The sequence below is a fragment of the Rhodococcus baikonurensis genome (assembly GCF_040489275.1).
Classification (GTDB): domain Bacteria; phylum Actinomycetota; class Actinomycetes; order Mycobacteriales; family Mycobacteriaceae; genus Rhodococcus_F; species Rhodococcus_F baikonurensis.
Genome location: NZ_JBEUOQ010000002.1, coordinates 575,003 through 595,393 on the forward strand (window position 1 = coordinate 575,003; position 20,391 = coordinate 595,393).

A 20,391-nucleotide genomic window follows, 5' to 3' on the forward strand; every position below is an offset into this window, starting at 1 on the left:
CGTGTCCGCAACCGCCATCACCGGGTACCACCGAACGAGTTCGGGATTCCGGGCGTGGGTCGAGCGCGCGGCCGAGACCGCCGGTCGATTCGACGGCTACCTGAGCTGTGGCATCAGTGATCAACCGGAACCGGTGTCGCATGGCGTGTCCGTCACTTTCGACAGTGCCGACGATCTACACCGTTGGCTCGAGTCGAGTGATCGCCGCGATCTCGAAAGATCCGCTGCTGCAACGGGAATTCTGGCGCAGACGAGTGATCTCGTCCTGGTCGACGGCGTGCTGCCGCCGCCCGGTATCGGTGTGTACGACCACGCCGTCGTCGTGGGCAAGGAGAACGAGTTTCTGCGAACGCAACGACACCTCATCGATCTCAGTTCGCGATTTTCCGGCTACGAATCGGTGATGTTGTTGCGGTCGGTCACCGACTCCACCCAGTGGAAGTCCGTCCTTCGGTTTCGGACAGAACAGCAGTTGGCGGTCTGGATGGCGTCACCCGAGAGGGCCGCAGCACTACCGAAACTGCGTGCCGAGTTGGCCGAGGACTTCACCGAGACCACGCGGTCGACACCGTTCGGCACCATCCTGCGCACGGAGAACGGGCAGACTCGCGCGACGCCGAATTGGAAGACGGCGATGATCATCCTGCTCGTTCTCTATCCGACAGTGATGACCCTGTCACGATTTCTCGGTCCGCTTCTCGACGGAATCGGAGCACCTCCCTGGCTGTCGATGTGGCTGAGCCAGATAGTCAGCGTCGGCGCCATGACGTGGTTTCTGATGCCCACGGTCACGCGGTGGTTCCGCCATTGGCTGGACCCGGTCGACGGTGCCGTTCCCCGCACCAATTTTCGCGGCGTCGCGGCGGTAGTAGTGGTGTACGCAGTGACTCTGACGCTCTTCGCGTCCGTGAAGTGGCTGCAGTTCTGGGACTATTTCGACTGAATCCGGCCTCGGCGGAAGTACGCGAGCGGCCCGAAGAAGTTGACGAAGATGATCGCCGCCCACTTTTTCTTGCTGCCGTTGACCGTATCGGCAGGGCGTCGCGCCAAGTCTGTCCACGCGGCGATCGCCAGCAGGGACTGAATCGTGGCGAGCAGGGCGACGACGCGGCGCTGCGCGGGTGAAAGCTCACTCCAGGATTTCTTCTTTGTGAGGTTCATGGTGTCCACCTTGCCCTCGAATGTCCGATCGGTGTCGAGATCGGGTTGTTATCGGTGCTGTTATCGGTGCCCGAAGTTCCTCGAATCGATGTGAATAGCATCACCATGATGACCGATAGGTACGGTCCCGCGGGCCGTCGGGGCGGTCGTTTTCGGCGTAAAGATCTCGCTAACTCGAACTGTGGCTGAATGTTTGCGCCCGCACTAAGCTCGCGTGGCCACATTGGCGCGAGGGATTTGGCCAAGCTGCTGGTACGCGCTCTAGCGGGAGCAACACCCACCCTGTTAAGTAAGGCTTGCCAATCTTGTGGTCGACCTACAGGTTTGATGCTGTGGGGTAGCTGCTATCGGGAACGATGTTCGGAATGTGTCAACAAATCGTCCGTAGGTGACAGTTTGATCACTGCTGGTGGGTGTCACCTGTGTGTATGTACGTGTCCTGAAGGGGTCGAAATGTAACGTCCCGGACACATTTGGTGTCGCGGAAGTAACGGAAGACCTCTACTCTTATCGCCAGCAGCCACTCACGTGGCGGCAATCCTCTGGACCGTATCTTCGACAGGAGCACATCGCATGAGCAGCGCAGAATTCTCGGATGCCTTCACCTTCCTCAACGACTTCTTCAGCAACGCGTCTGATCTCTTCAGCGCTCTGAGCTTCTTCACCTCGCTCAGCTGATAGCTTCCGGCCGCTAGGCCGACTCAGTGGCCCCCGAAGACGATGTCTTCGGGGGCCACTGCTGTCTGTCTGACTATCTGTCTAGCGTCCAATTTGATGACAATGTGAGCATTGTTGGTCAAGTGCATGGCGGGGTTGATGTGACTGTGGTGGAATGCGAGCGAAAGAAGATAGCTTGCCTGCCCGCCACTTCCAGCGGGACACGCCGATGATCGGAGCTTTGTGCACGTCTCGCGAAGAAACCTCTTCAAGTACGCAGCGGCTGGATCGGCCGCTGCCGGACTCGCTGCATTGAGCGGTACGACGTCGGTGGCCAATGCCGGTTCGCTCGGGACCCTGCTCGATTACGCCGCCGGTGTGCCGTCTGCTCAGGCGATCAAAGCCGCCGGATATGCAGGCGCCATTCGATACGTTTCGGACAGGCGCCCGGGCGCCGATTGGATGGTCGGCAAGCCCGTACTGGCGCGGGAAACCGACGCGTTGACGGCGGCCGGACTCCAAGTCGTGTCCTGCTATCAATTCGGCAAGGGCGGAACGGCGGACTGGCGTGGGGCTCGAGAGGCCGGCAAGCGTCACGCTTCCCGGGGCCTCGAACTCCACGCTGCTGCCGGTGGGCCCTCTGGTCGGCCGATCTACGCGTCGATCGACGACAATCCCACCAGCACCGAGATCACGACACTGATCAGGCCGTACCTCGAGGGATGGGCGTCGGTTGTCGGCAACGGAGCGCTCGGTGTCTACGGAAACACTCGCGTGATCGACGCGATGATCAGTGCCGGCGTCGGAACCTGGTTCTGGCAGCACAACTGGGGTTCGCCCGCCGGGTATGTGCATCCGAGGGCAAACCTGCACCAGTTCGAAATCGACAAGCGCAAGGTCGACGGCGTTGGCGTCGACCTGAATTCGATCCTCACTCGCGACTACGGCCAGTGGTCGTTGGCCGGATCGGTCGGTCCGGCCCAGCCCGTCGGATCCTCGTTGCCGACGGGTTCTATCGCACCATAGCGCCGAATTTGGCGAGCCAGGACTTGGCGTCCTCGGGGAGGGTGCCCGCCGCTTCGGCGGCGAGGCACCATGCTTTTGCCATCGACAGGAAGTTCATCGGGTTGTATGCGTCTTCTTCGCGGGACCACAGTCCGTTGCCGGCGTAGTGCAGGATCGTGATGTTGGCGGCTCCGTGCTTGGATCCGTCACCCGGATCCTCCATCGGGTTGTCGATCTCGCACACGATCCATCCGCGCTCCTCGTCGACGACGAACCAGTTGGCCGGAAACTCGGTCATCCGGCGTCCCGGGAACTCCGTCATCGTGCGAGTGACCCACTTGCGTACCGCCTCTCGGCCGTTGAGGGTGCCGAAAGCGTGTTCCACGTAGACGACGTCCTCGGTGAACATGTCCGCGAAGGCGTTCCAGTCGCCGGAGCGTGTGCACTCGACAACGGTGTTCTGATACCCCGCGAAGGCGTCTTCGAGTTCGGTACGCGTCCAGGTCATGAAAGGCTCCTCGGGTAGTCGTCGCCTCAGATTAGAACACGTTGCAGAATTGATTGTCGGCGATTCGATGCAGAAGAGTTCTGCGGTACCGTCGTTGACGGGTCGGGACCCATTATGTGAGAGGGCAACACGTGGAATTCATCATCGACTTCATCTACACACTTCTGTCGAAGTTGCAGACGGGCAGCATCGAAGGCTCTTCGGAGAAGTGAGTCCTCTGCCGGGTTGGTTCCCTTACATGGCTTTCTGTTTGGGAATCAACCCGGCGAACACCATCGTCACAACGGCGGCGGCGATGGAAATCAGGAACGTCGCACGAAACGCCTCGAACGAGGGGATCACTGCGGTGCCGACGGTGATGGTCATACCGGCCAGAACGACGCTCACGATCGCGGCAGACGTCGACGTGCCGATTGATCGCATCAGTGAATTCAGGCCGTTCGCGGCTGCGGATTCCGTGATGGGTACCGCGCCCATGATCAGGGCGGGCATGGCCGAGTACGAGAGCCCGACGCCCGCGCCGATGAACATTCCGGCCACGGCGACCTGCCAGACGCTCGACACCGTGAAATATGCGAAGGCATAACCCAATCCGATGACGAGGGCGCCGAGCATCAACGTGATTCGTGGGCCACGCCACGCCGAAATTCGGGCGGAGACGGGCGAGAGCGCCATCATGACGAGTCCGCCGGGGGCCAATGCGAGTCCCGCTGCAACCATGGACAATCCGAGTCCGTAGCCGGTGGACGTCGGTGCCATCAGAAGTTGGGGGAGTGTCAAGGAATTGCCGTACATGGCAAAACCGACGGCGATGGACGCGAAGTTGGTGAAGAGAACCTGAGGCCGGGCCGATACGCGGAGGTCCACCAGTGGTGCGTTGCGTCGAAGTTCCCACCATCCCCAGACGAGGAAACTGAGAGCGGAAACTGCCAGGAGGCCCAGGGTTTTCGTGTCGCCCCATCCCCAAGTCCCGCCTTTGGTGATGGGGAGCAGCAGGGTGATCAGGCCGACGGTGAGACCGAGCGCACCGACGAAGTCGAAACGGCCCGGACGTCGTACCGTTGATTCGGGGATGACGAACGCAACCAGAGCGATGCAGATCAAGCCGAATGCCGCCGAAGTGACGAATAGGAAGTGCCAGTTGGCATTCTGAGCGATCACTGCGGCGATCGGCAGTCCGATCGCGCCGCCGACGCCGAGGGTGGCACTCATGACGGCCATGGCGCCGGCCACCTTCTTCGGTGGAAGCACGTCGCGAATAATTGCGATTCCCAACGGAATTGCCCCGACAGATGCACCTTGAAGTGCGCGACCGATGACGAGCACGATCAGAGAAGGTGCGATCGCGCAGATCGCCGAGCCCAGGACGACCATCCCGAGACTGACGAGCAGCATTCGTTTCTTGCCGAACATGTCACCGAGGCGTCCGCTGATAGGTGTGATCACCGCGGCGGCGAGGAGTGTTGCGGTGACCGCCCACGAGGTGTCGGCGGGAGTGGAGTTCAGGAGGTGCGGCAACTGCGGAATGATCGGGACGACCAGCGTCTGCATCAAGGCGACGACGATGCCGCACAGCCCGAGGACGGTAAGCACGGGACCCGAGGGTGCGTACTTCGTGACCGGGGGTTTCTCGTCGACGCTCGACGAATCTGCGTGAACGGACATTTGGCTCCCGCCATGGAGGTTCTACTTCGGTGCGTTCGCCCCAGTGTGCACGCTACACATCGTGTGTATTCTGCACAATATGAGTGTGGATCGGGAACCCGAACTGGTGGATATCGAGTACGAGTTGACCCTGCTCTCGCGATATCACGCGCTCGCTCAACGGGCCGAACTTCATCTGGACCGGTCTGCCTATCTGCTGCTTGGTCGACTGGAGCTGCAACATCCCATGAGCCTCAAAGAGCTCTCCTGCGCTTTCTCGCTCGACATCTCGACCATCAACCGGCAGATCGGCGCGCTGAGGCGTCAGGGTCTGGTGGAGCGAGTGGAGGATCCGGACGGTGGGCTGGCGCGAAAGGTTCGGCCGACAGCACAGGGGCTGTCGAAACTTCATGCCGATCGCGAACACTCGACGGCAGGCGTCGAGAAGGTCCTGCGCGAGTGGACGCCGGAGCAGCGCCAGGCCCTCGGTGATCTGTTGCGACAATTCAATCGCTCGGTGGAGAACTTGGAGGGTCGCGACTGGCCGCGGCCGGATCAGGTCTGAGAGTGCGAAACCGACCGTAGTGAGGGGTTCGGGTCGCTCGAATCCGATTCCGGCGCAATGACAACAAGTTTCGGGTGTTCTTCGGGGGCTGCATGATTTCCACGCCAGGACAGCAACGACCAGCGTGAGAGACCGGACAGCGCCGACCCGAGACTGGCGAAGGACCCCGAACTCAGCACCGACGCCGTAGATCCGATGCTTCCGATGGAAAGAAAAGAGCCGACGCTACCGATCGAGAGAATCGAGTACGCCGATCCGATCGAGAGAATGGACCCTTCGGATCGGATGGACAGTATCGATCGCGTCGACTTGTGCGACCGTATCGACTGGTCGTCTGGGCGTGATTTCCGCACTCGACGGCCATGCGTGATGTCCACTCGTAGATGTCCCATCTATCGGGTCTATCACGGTGATCGGAGATGCAAAAGGGACCCGCCGAAATTCGGCGGGTCCCTGTCACAAGACTTCGATCAAGCTACCGCGAACATGCCCACGGTCGGAAGGAAGCTGCAGGTGATGCGATCTGCGCCTTCCGGCTGGGTGGTCAGCGAGCCGCTGATCACCGAGAGGACGCGTCCGGGGCCGGTGTCGGCGATAGCCGACAGAGTGGCGGGGCCGTCCGGGTTGATGCGCGCGGCGTTGGTCAGGTTCTGGGTGGCGCTGCGCTGGTTGTCGATGTTGACCCAGGTGACGGTCATCGGCACCGGCTGGTCGTCGACCGCGGGAGCAGTTCCGAGAGCGGTGAAGACGAAGCCGGCCTGACCGGCAGCGGGGCCGGGAGGAGGCAGGTGAGCCGGGCCCGGAACAGCAAGCGCGGTTCCGACCGAATCGGCGGTGGCCGAGATGCAACCCTTGCCGAGCGTCGGGTACAGGAACTGCGCGATGACGGGAGCGTTCTCGTTCGGGATTTCCGGTCCGCCGCCGCCACTGCCGTCGAGGAAGGTGATGACCTTCTCGAGGGTGGCCTTGATCTCGGGCGGAATGCCGGGGGAGTTCAGGATCGCGCGGGCCTGGTCGAGCAAGGCTTGCTGCGGGCCGCCGGCGACGTCAGCCGGACCGGCAGCGGCGCCGATGATGGCGGGCGCAAACGATGCGAGGAACTCGATCGGCACACTTTCGGGTGCGGGCGGTGCTGCCGGATCGGCCATTGCCTGTGCCGGCAATGCCAGTCCTGCTACTGCGGCAATAGCGACGGCGGTGAACGCCTTTCGCATACCTCGGGTTCGAAGCACTGTTTCCCCATCCTTAGTCATACCGCGCGGGCGCCTAGGCGAGCTCCGCGTTTGACGGCTCGAGGGGTCACTCTATGTACAGAGCCCCCGGGTTGTACAGCTGTTCAGTTGCTGAGCAGCTACGCACCGGGGGGAGTCTATGGCATGACCGGCCTCGATCGTGATTTACGGCGACCATACCTGTGACTGAAGTGATCTATGTGAAAGTTGATGCAACTGTTACGTCAGATTCCGAGGTTTGTTCATCGGAAGATCAGTCAAATCGGACCGAATCGTCGACAAGTACGTCAATTCGACGGGCAAGGTCGAAGTCCAGTTCCGTGAGACCGCCCGCCGAGTGCGTCGAAAGCGTGTACGTGACCTTTCGCCAGCGAACGTCGATGTCGGGATGGTGATCCGCGGCCTCGGCGACTGCTGCGATGCGTTGGAGAAGCGCGATGGCGTCCGGGAACGTCGCAGACTCGACCGTGCGAGTGATCGACCCCGGCGACAGTTGCCAGGTCGGCAGTTCGTCGAGAGCGCTTTGGATTGCGGAGTCGGGCAACAAAGTGGCCATACTCCATCATGGTGCGATGAGTGATGCACCTGCAAGGGATCGGGAAGTTGTCGCCGGTGCAATCTTCCACGGGGGAAGGCTGCTACTCGCGCAGCGGACGCGACCGCCGGCGTTGGCCGGGCGCTGGGAACTGCCGGGCGGGAAGGTCGAGGAGTTCGAATCGCCGCAGAGTGCTTTGGTTCGCGAATTGCGCGAGGAACTCGCAGTAGAGGTTCGATGCGGAGCCAGAATCGGCGTCGATGTGCCGCTGTCGCGGGGGATGGTGTTGCGGGCGTACCGGGCGGAGTTGGTGTCCGGCGAGCCGGTCGCGCTCGAGCACTCTCAGTTGAGGTGGGTCGACGCCGAAGAACTGTTGTCGATGGATCTGGTCGACAACGATCGAGCCTGGATCCCTGAGCTACTCGAGGAATTGAGCGCGCTTACGCCGCACGAGCCTTCTTGAGACCCGCTTTCAGTTCCTTCTTGGAGGCGCCCTCGTTCTCGAGCTTCTTCATCCGCATGATGACGACGGGACACTTGATGCACCGCGTCTTCTTGCGGCAGCACTTCTTCTTCGGCTTGAGCTGCGAGACCTTGCTTGCCTTGACTTTTCCCATGTGACGCTGCGGCTTTCCTGTTTCACTACGGCGGAGAGCCCGCTCTTGGAACGAGGTTAGCGTACCCTTAAACACCCTGTTTCTCCAGGTCGTAATCCTACGCGCTTCGGCGTGGTGCAGATCACTATTGGCTGGTGGGGGCGGTGATAGAGGCCGCACAATGCAGGAGTATCCGCCCGGAGCGAGTAGTATTTACTAGGCCGCGGTGCCTTCTCAGGCGATTCGTGCCCTGATTCGGATCACACACTCGTGCAGCGGCCACCAGAAGAGCCGTGCGACTTGACTTTCGCGTGGCCGAATCAACTCAGCCAGGAGAGCCATCGCGTGACCATCACCAGCTTCCGTAACGTTGCCATCGTCGCACACGTCGACCACGGCAAGACCACCCTCGTCGACGCCATGCTTCGTCAGTCCGGCGCGTTCGAGGAGCGCGCCGAGCTGGTCGATCGCGTTATGGACTCCGGCGACCTCGAACGCGAGAAGGGCATCACCATTCTCGCGAAGAACACCGCAGTACATAAGGTCAACGAGGACGGTTCCATCACCGTCATCAACGTCATCGACACCCCCGGCCACGCCGACTTCGGCGGCGAGGTCGAGCGCGGCCTGTCCATGGTCGACGGCGTCGTCCTGCTCGTCGATGCTTCCGAGGGCCCGCTGCCGCAGACGCGTTTCGTGCTGCGCAAGGCACTCGCTGCTTCGCTGCCCGTCATCCTGGTCGTCAACAAGACGGACCGCCCCGACGCCCGCATCGAAGAGGTTGTCACCGAGGCTCAGGACCTGCTCCTCGACCTCGCATCGGACCTGTCCGACGAGGCCGCCGAAGCCGCCGAGCTCGCACTCGAACTGCCCGTCCTCTACGCATCCGGTCGCGAAGGCAAGGCATCGACCGTGCAGCCCGAGAACGGCAAGGCTCCCGACGCCGAGGACCTCACCGCCCTCTTCCAGGTTCTGATGGAGTACGTCCCCGCGCCGAAGGGCTCGGTCGACGCACCGCTGCAGGCTCACGTCACCAACCTCGACGCATCGGCATTCCTCGGCCGCCTCGCACTCGTTCGCATCCACAACGGCGAGCTGCGCAAGGGACAGACCGTGTCCTGGTGCCGCGAGGTCGACGGCGAGCCTGTCGTCACGAAGACCAAGATCACCGAACTGCTCACCACCATCGGTGTCGAGCGCGTTCCCGGTGAGGTCGCCGTTGCCGGCGACATCTGCGCCGTCGCAGGATTCCCCGACATCATGATCGGCGACACCCTCGCCGATCTCGAGAACCCGGTCGCACTGCCCCGCATCACTGTCGACCAGCCGGCAATCTCGGTCACGATCGGCACCAACACGTCCCCGCTCGTCGGTCGCGTCAAGGGCCACAAGCTGACCGCACGCATGGTCAAGTCCCGTCTGGACCAGGAGCTCGTCGGTAACGTCTCGCTCAAGGTCCTCGACATCGGTCGTCCCGATGCGTGGGAGGTCCAGGGTCGTGGAGAGCTCGCACTCGCCATCCTCGTCGAGCAGATGCGTCGTGAGGGCTTCGAGCTCACCGTCGGTAAGCCGCAGGTTGTCACGCAGCTCGTCGACGGCAAGGTTCACGAGCCTTTCGAAGAGCTGACCATCGACAGCCCCGAGGAGTACCTCGGCGCCATCACCCAGCTTCTGGCCAACCGCAAGGGCAAGATGGTCCAGATGTCGAACCACGGCGCAGGCTGGGTTCGCATGGAGTTCATCGTTCCTTCGCGTGGCCTCATCGGCTTCCGCACGGACTTCCTCACGGAAACCCGCGGAACCGGTATCGCCAACGCCGTGTTCGACGGATACGGCCCGTGGGCCGGCGAGATCCGTGCGCGCCACACCGGCTCGCTCGTCTCGGACCGCTCCGGCACCGTGACGCCGTTCGCCATGATCCAGTTGGCCGACCGCGGAACCTTCTTCGTCGAGCCCGGCGCCGATACCTACGAGGGCATGGTCGTGGGAATCAACCCGCGTCAGGAAGACCTCGACATCAACGTCACCCGCGAGAAGAAGCTGACCAACATGCGTCAGTCGTCCGCAGACGTGATGGAGACCCTCGCAAAGCCGATCAAGCTCGAACTCGAAGCGGCAATGGAGTTCTGCTCCGGCGACGAGTGTGTCGAGGTCACCCCGGAGGACGTCCGCGTCCGCAAGGTGCACCTCAACGCAACCGAGCGCGCTCGTGAGCGTTCACGTAGCAAGGCACGCGACAAGGCTGCTCTGTAGTCTTTCGTCGGTTACAACCTGACAGGCGGATGTGCCTTTCAGCCGAGTTTTCGGCGGAAAGGTACATTCGCCTTCATGGTTTCCGGGCAAAGTTCTGCCGGGAAATCGAGCGCGAAGGGGCGACGCGGCCCCGTACGGAAGGAATTGTCTGTGGCCTCAGGACGTCGCTACCTGGCGTTGGCAGTGGCAGTGACGGCGTTGTCGCTGACTGCATGTACAGCCGATCCGCCGCCTCCGGTCGAGAGCACCGAAACCGTCAAGCCCACACCGACTCCGGTCGTTCCGGCGATGAAGCAGGTCACTGTGGCAATCGACGAGGTAGGAGGCGGATTCAACCCGCACCTGCTCGCGGATCAGTCGCCGGTCAACTCCGCAGTCGGCAACCTCGTATTGCCCAGTGCATTTCGTCCGATCAATTCGCCGACGCAGCCTGGTGCGACGGAGTGGGCGATCGACGACTCCTTCCTCGTTTCGGCTGAAGTGACGTCGCAGGCCCCGTTCACGATTCGCTACCAACTGCGCAACGAAGCCCAATGGTCGGACGGTGCACCCATTGCGGCAGAAGACTTTCGCTACCTGTGGCAGCAGATGATCTCGGTTCCCGGCGTGGTCAATCCCGCGGGCTATCAGATGATCGACGACGTGAACTCGTCCGGCGGTGGTAAGACGGTCAACGTCGTGATGCGTGCGCCGTATCCGGCGTGGCGAGAGTTGTTCACCGATATTCTTCCCTCGCACCTGATCAAGGACACTCCCGGCGGTTTCAGCACCGGCTTGAGTGAGGGGATTCCGGTGTCGGGAGCCCACTTTCACGTGCGCTCGGTCGATCGTGGCCGGGACGAAATCGTGCTCGAACGTAACGACCGATTCTGGGGCAAGCCTTCGGATCCGGATCAGATAGTTCTGCGACGCGGAGGAACGGCTTCGCAGTTGGCGGACGCACTGCGTACCGACGATGCTCAAGTGGCGCAAGTTCATTCGGGTAGCGCCACGGATATTCAGCTGTCTGCCATCCCGGGTGTCAGTACGGCATTCTCCTACGTTCCGCGCACTCTCGACATCAACGTCAACGGGCGCAGCAAGAACTTCGCCGACGTTCGGGTGCGTAAAGGTGTTCTGGGACTGCTCGATCCGGACCTGCTCGCCGTAGTGGCGGCCGGGAGTGAATCGGCGTCCGCCCCGGTGAAAGCTCAGATCCTCGCTCCGTCGGATCCGGGATATGCGCCCACCGCCCCGCCGAAACCGACCAGAGAGCAGGCGCTGGGCGAGCTGACCGCAGCCGGCTACCTGACGGCACCGCCCACCGGAATCGTCACGGGCACTGGAACGGTCGGATCGATCGTTCGGGACGGCGCTCAGCTGACACTGCTGATCGGCGCTCCCGAAAACGACGACATCGCGATCGCCGTGGCAAACACCGCTGCCGACGAATTGCGTGACGTGGGAATCCTGGCGACCGTCGAATCGGTGCCGCCGGAGGAGCTCTACGGCGAGGATCTGACTGCAGGACGCGTCGACATGATCGTCGGGTGGAGCCGAGCGGGCGCCGACACGGCGACGTCACTGGCCTCCCGGTTCAGTTGCCCGACAGCACCTTCCGTCCCCGCGCCGGCTTCGGCAGTGCCCGCTCCGACGCCGTCGCAGACGCCGGAGCCGGTCCGTACGACAAGCGTCGAGGCCCCGAGCAATCTGTCCGGGCTGTGTGATCCTGCGCTACAAGGTCGGATCGACGAAGCGCTCAGTGGAGTCGGGGATCTCGGATCGTTGATCAACGATGCGGAGCCCAAGCTGTGGGACCTTGCGGCGGTATTGCCGATCGTGCAGTCACGGGCGCTGGTCGCAGTCGGTACCGGCGTCGAGGGCGTCGTACTCGACGGCCCGGTGCAGGTAGGGATATTCGGAAACGCTACGGACTGGGTGAGGGTGGCAAAGTGACGGCGTCGGCGAAGCGACTTCTGTTGGTGCACGCACATCCGGACGACGAAACGATCACCACCGGCGGCACCATCGCGCGTTACGCGTCCGAAGGCACCGAGGTCACGGTCCTCACCTGCACGTTGGGGGAGGAAGGCGAAGTGATCGGTGACGCGTGGGCCGGGCTCGTGGCTGCCGAGGCCGATCAACTCGGTGGCTACCGGATCGCGGAACTGAGTGCTGCTTTGTCGGCTTTGGGCAGTGCCGCTCCCCGCTTCCTCGCCGGTGCCGGTCGGTATCGCGATTCCGGAATGATCGGCACACCTTCGGCCGCCAATCCCCGTGCTTTTGTCAATGCTCGACTCGACGAGGCAGTCGGCGCGGTGGTCGCCGTCATTCGTGAGATTCGGCCGCACGTCGTGATCACGTACGACCCCAACGGAGGCTACGGGCACCCGGATCACATCCAGGCGCACGCGATCACGACCGCGGCCGTGGAAGCTGCCGCAACGACCGCGTATCCCGAGACGGGCGAGCCGTGGTCGACTCCGAAGTTCTATTGGACCGTGACCGAGCGCAGCGGACTCGAACGCGGCATCGCGGCAATTTCCGAGTTCCCGGAAAACTGGCGTCTGCCCGAGCCCGGGGAATTGCCGAGCGTCGACGACGGAGACGTGACGACGGCGATCGACGTTCGAGGCGTCATCGACGCGAAGGCGAGGGCATTGAGCGCCCACGCCACTCAGGTGACGGTAGCCCCGAGCGGAGCCGAGTTCGCACTGTCGAACAACGTGGTTCAACCGATCCTGACGGTCGAGCATTTCGTATTGGCCGCCGGCACGCTCGGTCCGGTGGGTGAGGACGGTCGTGAGAGCGATCTGTTCGGCGGGCTGCACAGCTGACCTGGGCGTCGGCTGGCCGGCATTGCGATCGACGCCGTAGTGGTGTGTGATGCGTGTCACCGGATGGGTGGTCCTTTCGGTGACAGCAAAGCCTGGGGGCTGAAGAAATGTACAACTGGGACCTGCAGAACCAGATCGTTGCCTTCGTCGATTCGTTGCGTCCGATGGCCGGTTACTACCACGACATGTATTACGGATCGCTCTACGCGTTCGCAGATCAGCAAAGTCATCTGCTGACGCTGCTCGGGTTCCCACCGGTTCCCTGATCGACTTCGTACTTGGCGGGTGCGAGCCGGGGTGCTTGTCGGGAGGACCCCGCGCTCGCGCGTCAGCCGTCGATAGACCACTATCGAAACCATGATCACGGCCGAGACCAACACAGGCGCTTCGACAGGAACGTCACTGTCGTGGCTCGACCCTGTCATCCTCGGCGTCCTGATTTTCGACGGGTTCCTGTGCGCGGTGTTGTCCGTCCTGTTCTTGCCGACTCATCTCGGTACTACGGCATTTCCGATCAGCATTCTCGTGGCAGCGGTGGCGAACCTCGTCTTGGTGATCGCCGCCCGCACGGTTACGACGCCGGGTAGGGCCGCCTTGCCGCTCGCCGGTTGGATCGTCGGGTTCTTGGTGTGCATGGTCGGCGGTCCAGGCGGCGACGTGCTGGTGCTCTCGTCCCCGCTGACCTTCCTGCTGCTGGTCGGCGCAATCGCTCCGGCCGCGGTTTTCCTCTTCAAAGTAGCGATCAACAGGCTTGCCACCCTCAGTTCGCACTAGTTCTCGGCGCGCGCGTAGGAAACTGACCCGTGCATAAGGGACACTCAGCCTGTGGCTGAACATGATTTGGCGGGCGCGACTATCGCCTTGACCGCAGAACGGCGTGTCGAAGAATTTGCGACGCTCCTCGAACGTCGAGGCGCGGAGATCGTGCGAACACCGGTGATCCATGTGCTGCCGTTGGTGGACGATCGAGACCTGCGCACTCAGACGTCCGCTTTGATTGCCGATCCACCGGAATTGGTCGTGATCAGCACCGGAATCGGCTTTCGAGGTTGGCTCGACGCCGTCGCGTCGTGGGGTTTGACCGACGAGTTCCTCGGAGCTCTCGCCCGCACGCGCATCATTGCCCGCGGCCCGAAGGCGACGGGCGCCATCCGGGGCGCCGGATTGCGTGAGGAATGGTCGCCTTCGGGCGAGTCGTCCGAGGAAGTTCTGGCACACCTCGGAAGCGAGGGAGTGGCCGGTTTACGCGTCGCGGTTCAGTTGCACGGCACCATCACCGAATGGGAGCCGTTGACGGACCTGAGCGCCTCCCTCGCCGACATCGGCGCGGTTGTCACTCCGGTGTCGGTCTATCGGTGGATCCGGCCGCCGGATCAGTCGCCGGTCCGCGCGTTGGTTGCTGCAGTTCGTTCCGGTGCAATCGACGCGCTGACCTTCACCAGTGCCCCCGCGGTCTCCTCGATGCTCAGCACGGCAAAAGAAATGGGCGAGCTGGAGCGGTTCGTCGCAGCGATGCGCGGAGCGGTACCGACCTACTGCGTCGGACCGGTGACGGCCGCTCCGCTCGAACTCCTCGGTGTTCCGACCATCCAGCCGGAGCGATCTCGTCTCGGTTCGCTGGCGAGGCTCATCATCGACGACCTGCCCAGACGTCGCCACCGCCCGGAGTGACGGCTTCGATCATGGCCCACGCGTTCTCGGCGGGGAGATCGATCACCTCGTAGCTTCCCGTGCCGGCCGGCGTCGCAGCGACCACGGTTGCCACACCTGCGCGCCGCTGGAAGAACGTCTCGCGCACCGTCCATCCGATGACACCTTCGGATTCGAGACTGTGACGCTGTCGGTCGAGCGAGCCGCTTCGGGTGATCAACCACCCCGGCAGAACTGCGTGGCCGAGGCCGTTGTATCGGTCGTAGGCGAGCGCAGCGCCGCCGATCGCGAGCGCAGCGACCCCGAACCACGCGTAGATCGGCACGTGCACGCCGGATGCCGCGCACGCCACGCAGACCAGGAACGCCACTGTCGCGAGAAACAGTGCCCGGGTGTAGCGGCGACGGCGCGCGGCCGGGCCGTGCGGGATCAGCGGGGTGGAAGCCTGGCGTGAATCACCGATCACGGTGGCCATCACTCGCTCGGCCTCCCGGCGTGGTCCCTGCGGCAGCAGCAGTGAAGATTCCTTCTTCTCGGCGCTCACCCCGGTCATGATGGCGTCGAGGCGCGCGCCGCGGGCCAGCCGCAGCAGGAGCGGTTCCTTGAGCGTCGTGCCGCGTAGGCGGGCGCGGTCGAGTGTGGTCTGCCGAGTCTTCAACAGGCCGTGACTGACATGCAGGATGCGTCCGTTGTCGGTGAGTTTCATGTTGCCGAACGCGATCAGGTATTGGACGCAGGCGAGTGCACTCGACAGCACGAGCAGCACGACGAGCGCGATGACGACCATCAGCGCGATGCCGAGGCTCTCGAGGGAGTCGAAGCTGTCGCTTACTGCCGACGATTTCGCGACGGCAGTGCCGATGCCGTATTGAAACGAGATGCCGATGATCGCTGCGATGATGGCGATCCCGGTGAACGAAAAGGGTGCGTAGCGAACCCAACTGGGCTCCCAGTGTCCGATCTCGGTGTCGACCGGTTCGGTGACGTTCGAGGCCGGAGCGCCCGGGGTTTGCAGCCCTCGTGCCTGTTGCGCGCCGGCCAACAGTGCGGCGCGCAGGTCCGGAACCAGGGCGGTCGACAGGGCGTTGAGCTCGAACTTGTTCGAATCGTGGCCGCTCCCAGCGCGTTGGCCGGTTCCGATGCGCACGATCGACAGTCCGAGCAGTCGGTGCATGACCCCGGCTTCGACGTCGACGGATCGGATGCGGCTGCGTGGGACGGAGAGCAGCTTCTTCTGGAAGACCCCGGTGCGCAGCTGTACGTGAACGGGCCCGATTCGGTACGTGGTGGTGAAGTACCGCAACAGACCGAAGACGACGAGCAGAGTGACGACGCCGAGTCCCCACCAGTGATTCCCGGATTGGCTGCCGAGAACAACGGAGACGAGCAGGACCGGGAGCAGCTTGACCACTTCGTTGACGGGGTGAACCAGAAGCATGCGTCGGTCGAGGCGGAGCCAGGGCTGCTCCTCTTCGGCTGCCTCGGCAGCTGCCGTTTCCGCCTCGGCGGGAATGTCGATCGCGGTCGGGTCGCCCAACTGTTTCTCGTTCACGTTGCGTCTCCCACGTTGGTGCCCGCGATCTCCGTCAGTTGAGCGACCGTGCGATCGGCGATTTCCTGGTCGAGCGCGGAGATCTTCACGGCCCCGGCCGACGACGCCGTCGTGACCGTCACGGTTGCCAGACCCAACATCCGGTCGATCGGTCCGCGCTCGGTGTCCACTGTCTGCACGCGCGAGATCGGTGCGATGCGTCGTTCCTGGGTGAACCAGCCGGTGCGTGTGTATACCGCGGTGTCACTGATCTCCCATCGGTGGACGCGATACCGCCACGCCGGAACCATCAGAATGTAGGTGGCAGCGAAGAGGACGGTGACTGCGAATACGGTGCCGACCACCCAGGACGGGATTCCGGGTATCAAGACGGCACAGACGATTTCGGCGATGATGACGGGTACCCAGAACAGTGCGGCAGTGATTGCCCACAGCCTCGGGGCTTTGGTGCTGGGTCGCCATAGTGGGTCGGCCATGGTCAGCGGTTGCGGCGCAGTCATGGGCACTACTTTGGTCGAGTGAGGGGCGATCTGTCGACATCGGCCCTATCGTGGAGTGTGGCGACCGAGAAGGGAGCACGTGATGACCGAACAAGATGCGACATTCGACCCGGAGGCTCCGGAATCAGATGCGCTCGAACAATCGACACCCGTAGATCCGAACGCCCCCGAAGAACCCGATCTGACCGACATCCCACTCGACGCACCAGTGGCTGACGTGGTGGATCAACGAGTCGAGGTAGTGGTCGACGACGACTATCCGCCCTCGTGATCGAGGGGGTATCGAGCCCGTGAGGCCTCCTACTTCTGGCACCGGGTGGCACTAGTCGTCTCACATGGCGCATGATCGCTAGGTGAACCGAACTGGTGATGACTCCGGCAAACCCACCATGCTTCCGATGCCAGGTATTTCCGCGTCCGCCTCGTCCAGTCCGTCGCCCGGCCCGTCAGCGTCGGCGATGCGGCGCGTTCTCCGTCGTGCACGCGACGGAGCGACCCTGAACGTCGACGAGGCGGCAACGCTGCTGCAGGCACGGGGAACCGATCTGACCGATCTGTGTTCCTCGGCGGCCAAGGTTCGCGATGCCGGTCTGCTGGCAGCGGGTCGGCCGAACACCGTGACGTATTCGCGGAAAGTGTTCATTCCGCTGACCCGTCTGTGCCAGGACAAGTGCCACTACTGCACCTTCGTCACGGTGCCCGGGAAGCTGCGTGCCGCTGGGCACGGCATGTTCCTTGAGCCTGACGAGGTTTTGGACATTGCCCGGGCAGGTGCCGAATTGGGCTGCAAGGAAGCGTTGTTCACGCTGGGGGATCGCCCCGAGGCTCGCTGGCCGGAAGCCAAGCAATGGCTGGACGAACGCGGCTACGACTCCACCCTCGACTACGTGCGGGCGATGTCGATTCGGGTGCTCGAGGAGACCGGACTTCTTCCGCACTTGAATCCCGGTGTGATGAGCTGGCAAGAGCTCTCGCGACTCAAGCCTGTTGCGCCGTCGATGGGCATGATGCTCGAGACGACCGCTACTCGGCTGTTCACCGACAAAGGCGAATGCCACTACGGCAGCCCGGACAAGGACCCGGCGGTTCGGCTGCGCACTCTGACCGACGCAGGCCGCCTGAACATCCCGTTCACCACGGGAATTCTTGTGGGCATCGGGGAGAACTTCCTCGAGCGTGCCGAATCGATCATGGCGATACGCAAGTCGCAGAAGGCGTTCGGCCACATCCAGGAAGTGATCATTCAGAACTTCCTGGCCAAGCCTGATACCGCGATGCGCAACACCCCTGATGCAGGACTCGACGAGTTTCTCGCGGCCATCGCCGTCGCACGCCTGTTGCTCGGGCCGACGATGCGGATTCAGAGTCCGCCGAATCTCGTCTCGAACAGCGAGTGCCTCGCGCTGCTCGGCGCCGGTGTGGACGACTGGGGCGGGGTATCGCCGTTGACCCCCGATCACGTCAACCCGGAGCGCCCGTGGCCGAATCTCGAGACCTTGGCCGAGATCAGCGCCGAAGGCGGCTTCACGCTGACCGAACGCACTGCGGCTCAGCCGGCATATGTCCTGGCCGGGGCTCCGTGGATCGATCCGCGCATTGCGGGTCACGTGCAGGCACTGGCGGATCCCAAGACCGGCCTCGCCTTGCCCGACACCAAGCCGGTGGGTCGACCGTGGCAGGAGCCGGACGAGTCGTGGGAATCGAGCGGACGCATCGATCTCAATACCGAGATCGACACGGACGGGCGCAACACCGAGACCCGCAGTGACCTGGGCAGTGCGTTCGGCGACTGGGAGACCGTGCGCGAACAGGTACTCGAGTTGAGTGCTCCGATTCGCGTCGACACCGATCTGTTGGCTGCATTGCGCAGTGCCGAACGCGACCCGGCCGGATGCTCCGACGACGAATACCTGGCCCTTGCCACAGCGGAGGGCCCGGGCCTGGAAGCTGTTGTGGCGCTGGCTGATGCGCTACGCAAGGATGCTGTCGGTGAGGACGTCACCTACGTGGTGAACCGGAACATCAACTTCACCAACATCTGCTACACGGGCTGCCGGTTCTGTGCGTTCGCGCAGCGCAAAGGTGACGCCGACGCCTTCACCCTGTCGGCGGACCAGGTTGCCGACCGTGCGTGGGAAGCGCACGTCGCCGGGGCGACCGAGGTGTGCATGCAGGGCGGTATCGATCCTGAACTTCCCGTCACCGGTTACGCCGACCTGGTTCGCGCAGTCAAGAAGCGCGTGCCGTCGATGCACGTCCATGCGTTCTCGCCCATGGAGATCGTGAACGGTGCTTCGCGCAGCGGTGAAAGCATCAGGGACTGGCTGACCGCCCTGCGTGAGGCGGGCCTCGACACCATTCCCGGTACGGCAGCGGAGATCCTCGACGACGAGGTGCGCTGGATCCTCACCAAGGGCAAACTGCCCACGGCGGAGTGGATCGAAGTGGTCACCACGGCACACGAGGTGGGACTGCGGTCGAGTTCGACGATGATGTACGGACACGTCGATCAGCCGCACCACTGGGTCGGGCACCTGAACGTCCTCCGTGGAATCCAGGATCGCACAGGCGGATTCACAGAGTTTGTGCTGCTGCCGTTCGTTCATCAGAGCGCGCCGCTGTACCTGGCGGGCGCTTCACGACCAGGGCCGACCAACCGGGACAACCGCGCTGCGCACGCACTGGCACGCATCATGCTGCACGGTCGTATCCCCAACATCCAGACCAGCTGGGTCAAGCTCGGTATCACCGGAACGCAGATGATGCTCAACGGCGGAGCCAACGACCTCGGCGGAACGCTGATGGAGGAGACGATCTCGAGGATGGCCGGCTCCGAACACGGGTCCGAGAAGACCGTCGCAGAACTGCGCGCCATCGCCGAGGGAATCGGACGTCCGGCACGCGAACGAACCACCACACATGCACGACGCGAAGGAGCGATCGCCTGATGGCTGACGTATTGGGGGACCGCAAGGTCGTCGAGGTTCTCGATCGGGCGGTCTGGGGCATCAACCCCGTTCTGGACCTCGCCTACAGCGATCCGCTCGGAATCAAGCGTCGGACCTTCGAGCCGACCGATCCCGAGCGAAATGCTGCCGCGATGGTGTTGGACGCAGCCGCTTGGGTCCTCGATGTCGTCAAGTTCCCCGGGACGGCGGCGTGGTCGGTGATGACCGACGAGCAGCGTTCGAAGTGGTGGACGACCCGGTTGGGCGCACTCAACACTGTTGCCGTCGCGTTCCCCGGCATCTTCGGCGTCCTCCTCAATCGGCTCCCGATCCAGGACCTGCTGGCATTCGCGAATCAGGCCGTTGTGCTCGTTGCGGTTGCCCGTGAACACGGAGTGACGGAACGGGATCAACAGGTGGACCTCCTGGCGTCGGTGTTGTGCCGGCGTGAGACGAAGTCCCGAGAGCTTCTCGCCGGAGAGGACTTCGCCGAGCAATCAGCCAGCGGCGCCGACGAGACCTGGCGCCCGTTCGCGCTCATCGGCACGTTGTGGCGCACGTCCAAGACTTTTCGCGCCATCACGGACGAGCTGCACAAGCGTCCGTCGCGGACCAAACCGTTCGAGATCTTCGGCAAGATTCCGGTGGTCGGCGTCGTGGCGGATTACCTCGGTGAACGCGGCGCACTGGTACGCGCTGCGGCCGCGGGGGAGAAGTGGATCGCGATTCGGTCGAGGAACATCACCACAGTAGGCTGAAATGTGTTACC

The 20,391-nt window shown here is 63.2% G+C and carries 22 protein-coding genes; 13 read left to right on the forward strand and 9 right to left on the reverse strand.

The features are described 5' to 3' along the window. Position 1 precedes the first annotated feature (1 nt). Positions 2–943 carry an antibiotic biosynthesis monooxygenase gene (locus tag ABWI03_RS06905; protein ID WP_298775187.1) on the forward strand — a complete coding sequence of 314 codons (942 nt, stop codon included), beginning with the start codon at positions 2–4 and terminating at the stop codon, positions 941–943. Here ABWI03_RS06905 and ABWI03_RS06910 read toward each other — a convergent pair. Continuing rightward, a complete protein-coding gene (locus ABWI03_RS06910) occupies positions 931–1,161 on the reverse strand; it encodes a PLD nuclease N-terminal domain-containing protein (RefSeq protein WP_166813488.1) in 231 nt (76 codons plus the stop codon). The two genes, ABWI03_RS06905 and ABWI03_RS06910, sit on opposite strands and share 13 nt — an antisense overlap. Positions 1,162–2,061: 900 nt before the next feature. Here ABWI03_RS06910 and ABWI03_RS06915 point away from each other — a divergent pair. Continuing rightward, entirely contained in the window at positions 2,062–2,844 is a 783-nt protein-coding gene (locus ABWI03_RS06915; protein WP_200316118.1) for a DUF1906 domain-containing protein, read from the forward strand. Here the strand turns inward: ABWI03_RS06915 and ABWI03_RS06920 are convergent. After that, entirely contained in the window at positions 2,831–3,331 is a 501-nt protein-coding gene (locus ABWI03_RS06920) for a nuclear transport factor 2 family protein (protein WP_298775197.1), read from the reverse strand. The two genes, ABWI03_RS06915 and ABWI03_RS06920, sit on opposite strands and share 14 nt — an antisense overlap. A 234-nt stretch (positions 3,332–3,565) precedes the next feature. Next, complete coding sequence (locus ABWI03_RS06925) at positions 3,566–4,996, reverse strand: MFS transporter (RefSeq protein ID WP_298775199.1); 1,431 nt, start codon at positions 4,994–4,996, stop codon at positions 3,566–3,568. A gap of 79 nt (positions 4,997–5,075) precedes the next feature. On the opposite strand from ABWI03_RS06925, the gene ABWI03_RS06930 reads away from it, so the two are divergent. Next, positions 5,076–5,540: a MarR family winged helix-turn-helix transcriptional regulator gene (locus ABWI03_RS06930; RefSeq protein ID WP_166813482.1), complete on the forward strand. Its 465-nt coding sequence runs from the start codon at positions 5,076–5,078 to the stop codon at positions 5,538–5,540. Here the strand turns inward: ABWI03_RS06930 and ABWI03_RS06935 are convergent. The 3 genes from ABWI03_RS06935 to ABWI03_RS06945 all read right to left on the reverse strand — a co-directional run bounded on the left by ABWI03_RS06935 (position 5,531) and on the right by ABWI03_RS06945 (position 7,328). After that, the gene (locus ABWI03_RS06935; protein WP_253252990.1) at positions 5,531–5,932 is read right to left on the reverse strand and encodes a hypothetical protein; all 402 of its coding nucleotides are present in this window, start codon (positions 5,930–5,932) and stop codon (positions 5,531–5,533) included. The two genes, ABWI03_RS06930 and ABWI03_RS06935, sit on opposite strands and share 10 nt — an antisense overlap. 78 nt (positions 5,933–6,010) lie before the next feature. Beyond that, positions 6,011–6,754, reverse strand: a complete 744-nt coding sequence (locus ABWI03_RS06940; RefSeq protein ID WP_095972224.1) for an Rv1157c family protein — start codon at positions 6,752–6,754, stop codon at positions 6,011–6,013. Between the two features lie 271 nt (positions 6,755–7,025). Next, entirely contained in the window at positions 7,026–7,328 is a 303-nt protein-coding gene (locus ABWI03_RS06945; RefSeq protein ID WP_095972225.1) for a 4a-hydroxytetrahydrobiopterin dehydratase, read from the reverse strand. A 16-nt stretch (positions 7,329–7,344) separates the two neighbouring features. On the opposite strand from ABWI03_RS06945, the gene ABWI03_RS06950 reads away from it, so the two are divergent. Beyond that, positions 7,345–7,770, forward strand: coding sequence for a (deoxy)nucleoside triphosphate pyrophosphohydrolase (locus ABWI03_RS06950; RefSeq protein WP_095972226.1), 426 nt, complete (start codon positions 7,345–7,347; stop codon positions 7,768–7,770). Here the strand turns inward: ABWI03_RS06950 and ABWI03_RS06955 are convergent. Continuing rightward, positions 7,748–7,924, reverse strand: a complete 177-nt coding sequence (locus tag ABWI03_RS06955; RefSeq protein WP_003945207.1) for a hypothetical protein — start codon at positions 7,922–7,924, stop codon at positions 7,748–7,750. The two genes, ABWI03_RS06950 and ABWI03_RS06955, sit on opposite strands and share 23 nt — an antisense overlap. A 324-nt stretch (positions 7,925–8,248) precedes the next feature. On the opposite strand from ABWI03_RS06955, the gene typA reads away from it, so the two are divergent. From typA to ABWI03_RS06985, 6 genes are all read left to right on the forward strand, one after another. Beyond that, a complete protein-coding gene (typA, locus tag ABWI03_RS06960; RefSeq protein WP_095972227.1) occupies positions 8,249–10,156 on the forward strand; it encodes a translational GTPase TypA in 1,908 nt (635 codons plus the stop codon). 150 nt (positions 10,157–10,306) lie between these two features. Next, positions 10,307–12,091 (forward strand): ABC transporter family substrate-binding protein, encoded by a 1,785-nt coding sequence (locus tag ABWI03_RS06965; RefSeq protein WP_298775209.1) that lies wholly within the window; start codon positions 10,307–10,309, stop codon positions 12,089–12,091. Next, positions 12,088–12,972 (forward strand): N-acetyl-1-D-myo-inositol-2-amino-2-deoxy-alpha-D-glucopyranoside deacetylase, encoded by an 885-nt coding sequence (gene mshB, locus ABWI03_RS06970; protein ID WP_298775211.1) that lies wholly within the window; start codon positions 12,088–12,090, stop codon positions 12,970–12,972. The genes ABWI03_RS06965 and mshB overlap by 4 nt, the downstream gene beginning before the upstream one ends. Positions 12,973–13,079: 107 nt before the next feature. Next, positions 13,080–13,238 carry a hypothetical protein gene (locus ABWI03_RS06975; RefSeq protein ID WP_019744522.1) on the forward strand — a complete coding sequence of 53 codons (159 nt, stop codon included), beginning with the start codon at positions 13,080–13,082 and terminating at the stop codon, positions 13,236–13,238. 91 nt (positions 13,239–13,329) lie between these two features. Then, on the forward strand, positions 13,330–13,746 hold the full coding sequence (locus ABWI03_RS06980) for a hypothetical protein (protein WP_298775213.1): 417 nt from the start codon (positions 13,330–13,332) through the stop codon (positions 13,744–13,746). A gap of 51 nt (positions 13,747–13,797) precedes the next feature. Beyond that, positions 13,798–14,643 carry a uroporphyrinogen-III synthase gene (locus ABWI03_RS06985; RefSeq protein WP_298775215.1) on the forward strand — a complete coding sequence of 282 codons (846 nt, stop codon included), beginning with the start codon at positions 13,798–13,800 and terminating at the stop codon, positions 14,641–14,643. Here the strand turns inward: ABWI03_RS06985 and ABWI03_RS06990 are convergent. Together ABWI03_RS06990 and ABWI03_RS06995 are read right to left on the reverse strand one after the other, a co-directional pair. Further along, entirely contained in the window at positions 14,603–16,174 is a 1,572-nt protein-coding gene (locus ABWI03_RS06990) for a PH domain-containing protein (protein ID WP_298775218.1), read from the reverse strand. The two genes, ABWI03_RS06985 and ABWI03_RS06990, sit on opposite strands and share 41 nt — an antisense overlap. After that, complete coding sequence (locus tag ABWI03_RS06995) at positions 16,171–16,674, reverse strand: PH domain-containing protein (protein ID WP_200316095.1); 504 nt, start codon at positions 16,672–16,674, stop codon at positions 16,171–16,173. Before ABWI03_RS06995 ends, ABWI03_RS06990 begins: the two co-directional genes overlap by 4 nt. Before the next feature lie 82 nt (positions 16,675–16,756). On the opposite strand from ABWI03_RS06995, the gene ABWI03_RS07000 reads away from it, so the two are divergent. The 3 genes from ABWI03_RS07000 to ABWI03_RS07010 all read left to right on the forward strand — a co-directional run bounded on the left by ABWI03_RS07000 (position 16,757) and on the right by ABWI03_RS07010 (position 20,380). Continuing rightward, positions 16,757–16,945, forward strand: coding sequence for an Rv3202a family protein (locus ABWI03_RS07000; protein WP_095972234.1), 189 nt, complete (start codon positions 16,757–16,759; stop codon positions 16,943–16,945). A 118-nt stretch (positions 16,946–17,063) separates the two neighbouring features. Continuing rightward, positions 17,064–19,622 carry a bifunctional FO biosynthesis protein CofGH gene (locus ABWI03_RS07005; protein WP_124567140.1) on the forward strand — a complete coding sequence of 853 codons (2,559 nt, stop codon included), beginning with the start codon at positions 17,064–17,066 and terminating at the stop codon, positions 19,620–19,622. Beyond that, entirely contained in the window at positions 19,622–20,380 is a 759-nt protein-coding gene (locus tag ABWI03_RS07010; RefSeq protein ID WP_298775222.1) for a hypothetical protein, read from the forward strand. The genes ABWI03_RS07005 and ABWI03_RS07010 overlap by 1 nt, the downstream gene beginning before the upstream one ends. Positions 20,381–20,391: the final 11 nt, after the last annotated feature.

What these genes read in the sequence shown, in the direction of transcription:
- ABWI03_RS06925 (WP_298775199.1), bottom strand. Translation starts at nt 4,996, where the DNA reads ATGTCCGTTCACGCAGATTCGTCGAGCGTCGACGAGAAACCCCCGGTC.
- ABWI03_RS06940 (WP_095972224.1), bottom strand. Translation starts at nt 6,754, where the DNA reads ATGCGAAAGGCGTTCACCGCCGTCGCTATTGCCGCAGTAGCAGGACTG.
- ABWI03_RS06995 (WP_200316095.1), bottom strand. Translation starts at nt 16,674, where the DNA reads ATGACTGCGCCGCAACCGCTGACCATGGCCGACCCACTATGGCGACCC.
- ABWI03_RS06975 (WP_019744522.1), top strand. Translation starts at nt 13,080, where the DNA reads ATGTACAACTGGGACCTGCAGAACCAGATCGTTGCCTTCGTCGATTCG.
- ABWI03_RS06955 (WP_003945207.1), bottom strand. Translation starts at nt 7,924, where the DNA reads ATGGGAAAAGTCAAGGCAAGCAAGGTCTCGCAGCTCAAGCCGAAGAAG.
- ABWI03_RS07005 (WP_124567140.1), top strand. Translation starts at nt 17,064, where the DNA reads ATGCTTCCGATGCCAGGTATTTCCGCGTCCGCCTCGTCCAGTCCGTCG.
- ABWI03_RS06945 (WP_095972225.1), bottom strand. Translation starts at nt 7,328, where the DNA reads ATGGCCACTTTGTTGCCCGACTCCGCAATCCAAAGCGCTCTCGACGAA.
- ABWI03_RS06930 (WP_166813482.1), top strand. Translation starts at nt 5,076, where the DNA reads ATGAGTGTGGATCGGGAACCCGAACTGGTGGATATCGAGTACGAGTTG.
- ABWI03_RS06980 (WP_298775213.1), top strand. Translation starts at nt 13,330, where the DNA reads ATGATCACGGCCGAGACCAACACAGGCGCTTCGACAGGAACGTCACTG.
- ABWI03_RS06920 (WP_298775197.1), bottom strand. Translation starts at nt 3,331, where the DNA reads ATGACCTGGACGCGTACCGAACTCGAAGACGCCTTCGCGGGGTATCAG.
- ABWI03_RS07010 (WP_298775222.1), top strand. Translation starts at nt 19,622, where the DNA reads ATGGCTGACGTATTGGGGGACCGCAAGGTCGTCGAGGTTCTCGATCGG.
- ABWI03_RS06935 (WP_253252990.1), bottom strand. Translation starts at nt 5,932, where the DNA reads ATGGGACATCTACGAGTGGACATCACGCATGGCCGTCGAGTGCGGAAA.
- ABWI03_RS07000 (WP_095972234.1), top strand. Translation starts at nt 16,757, where the DNA reads ATGACCGAACAAGATGCGACATTCGACCCGGAGGCTCCGGAATCAGAT.
- ABWI03_RS06910 (WP_166813488.1), bottom strand. Translation starts at nt 1,161, where the DNA reads ATGAACCTCACAAAGAAGAAATCCTGGAGTGAGCTTTCACCCGCGCAG.
- ABWI03_RS06950 (WP_095972226.1), top strand. Translation starts at nt 7,345, where the DNA reads ATGAGTGATGCACCTGCAAGGGATCGGGAAGTTGTCGCCGGTGCAATC.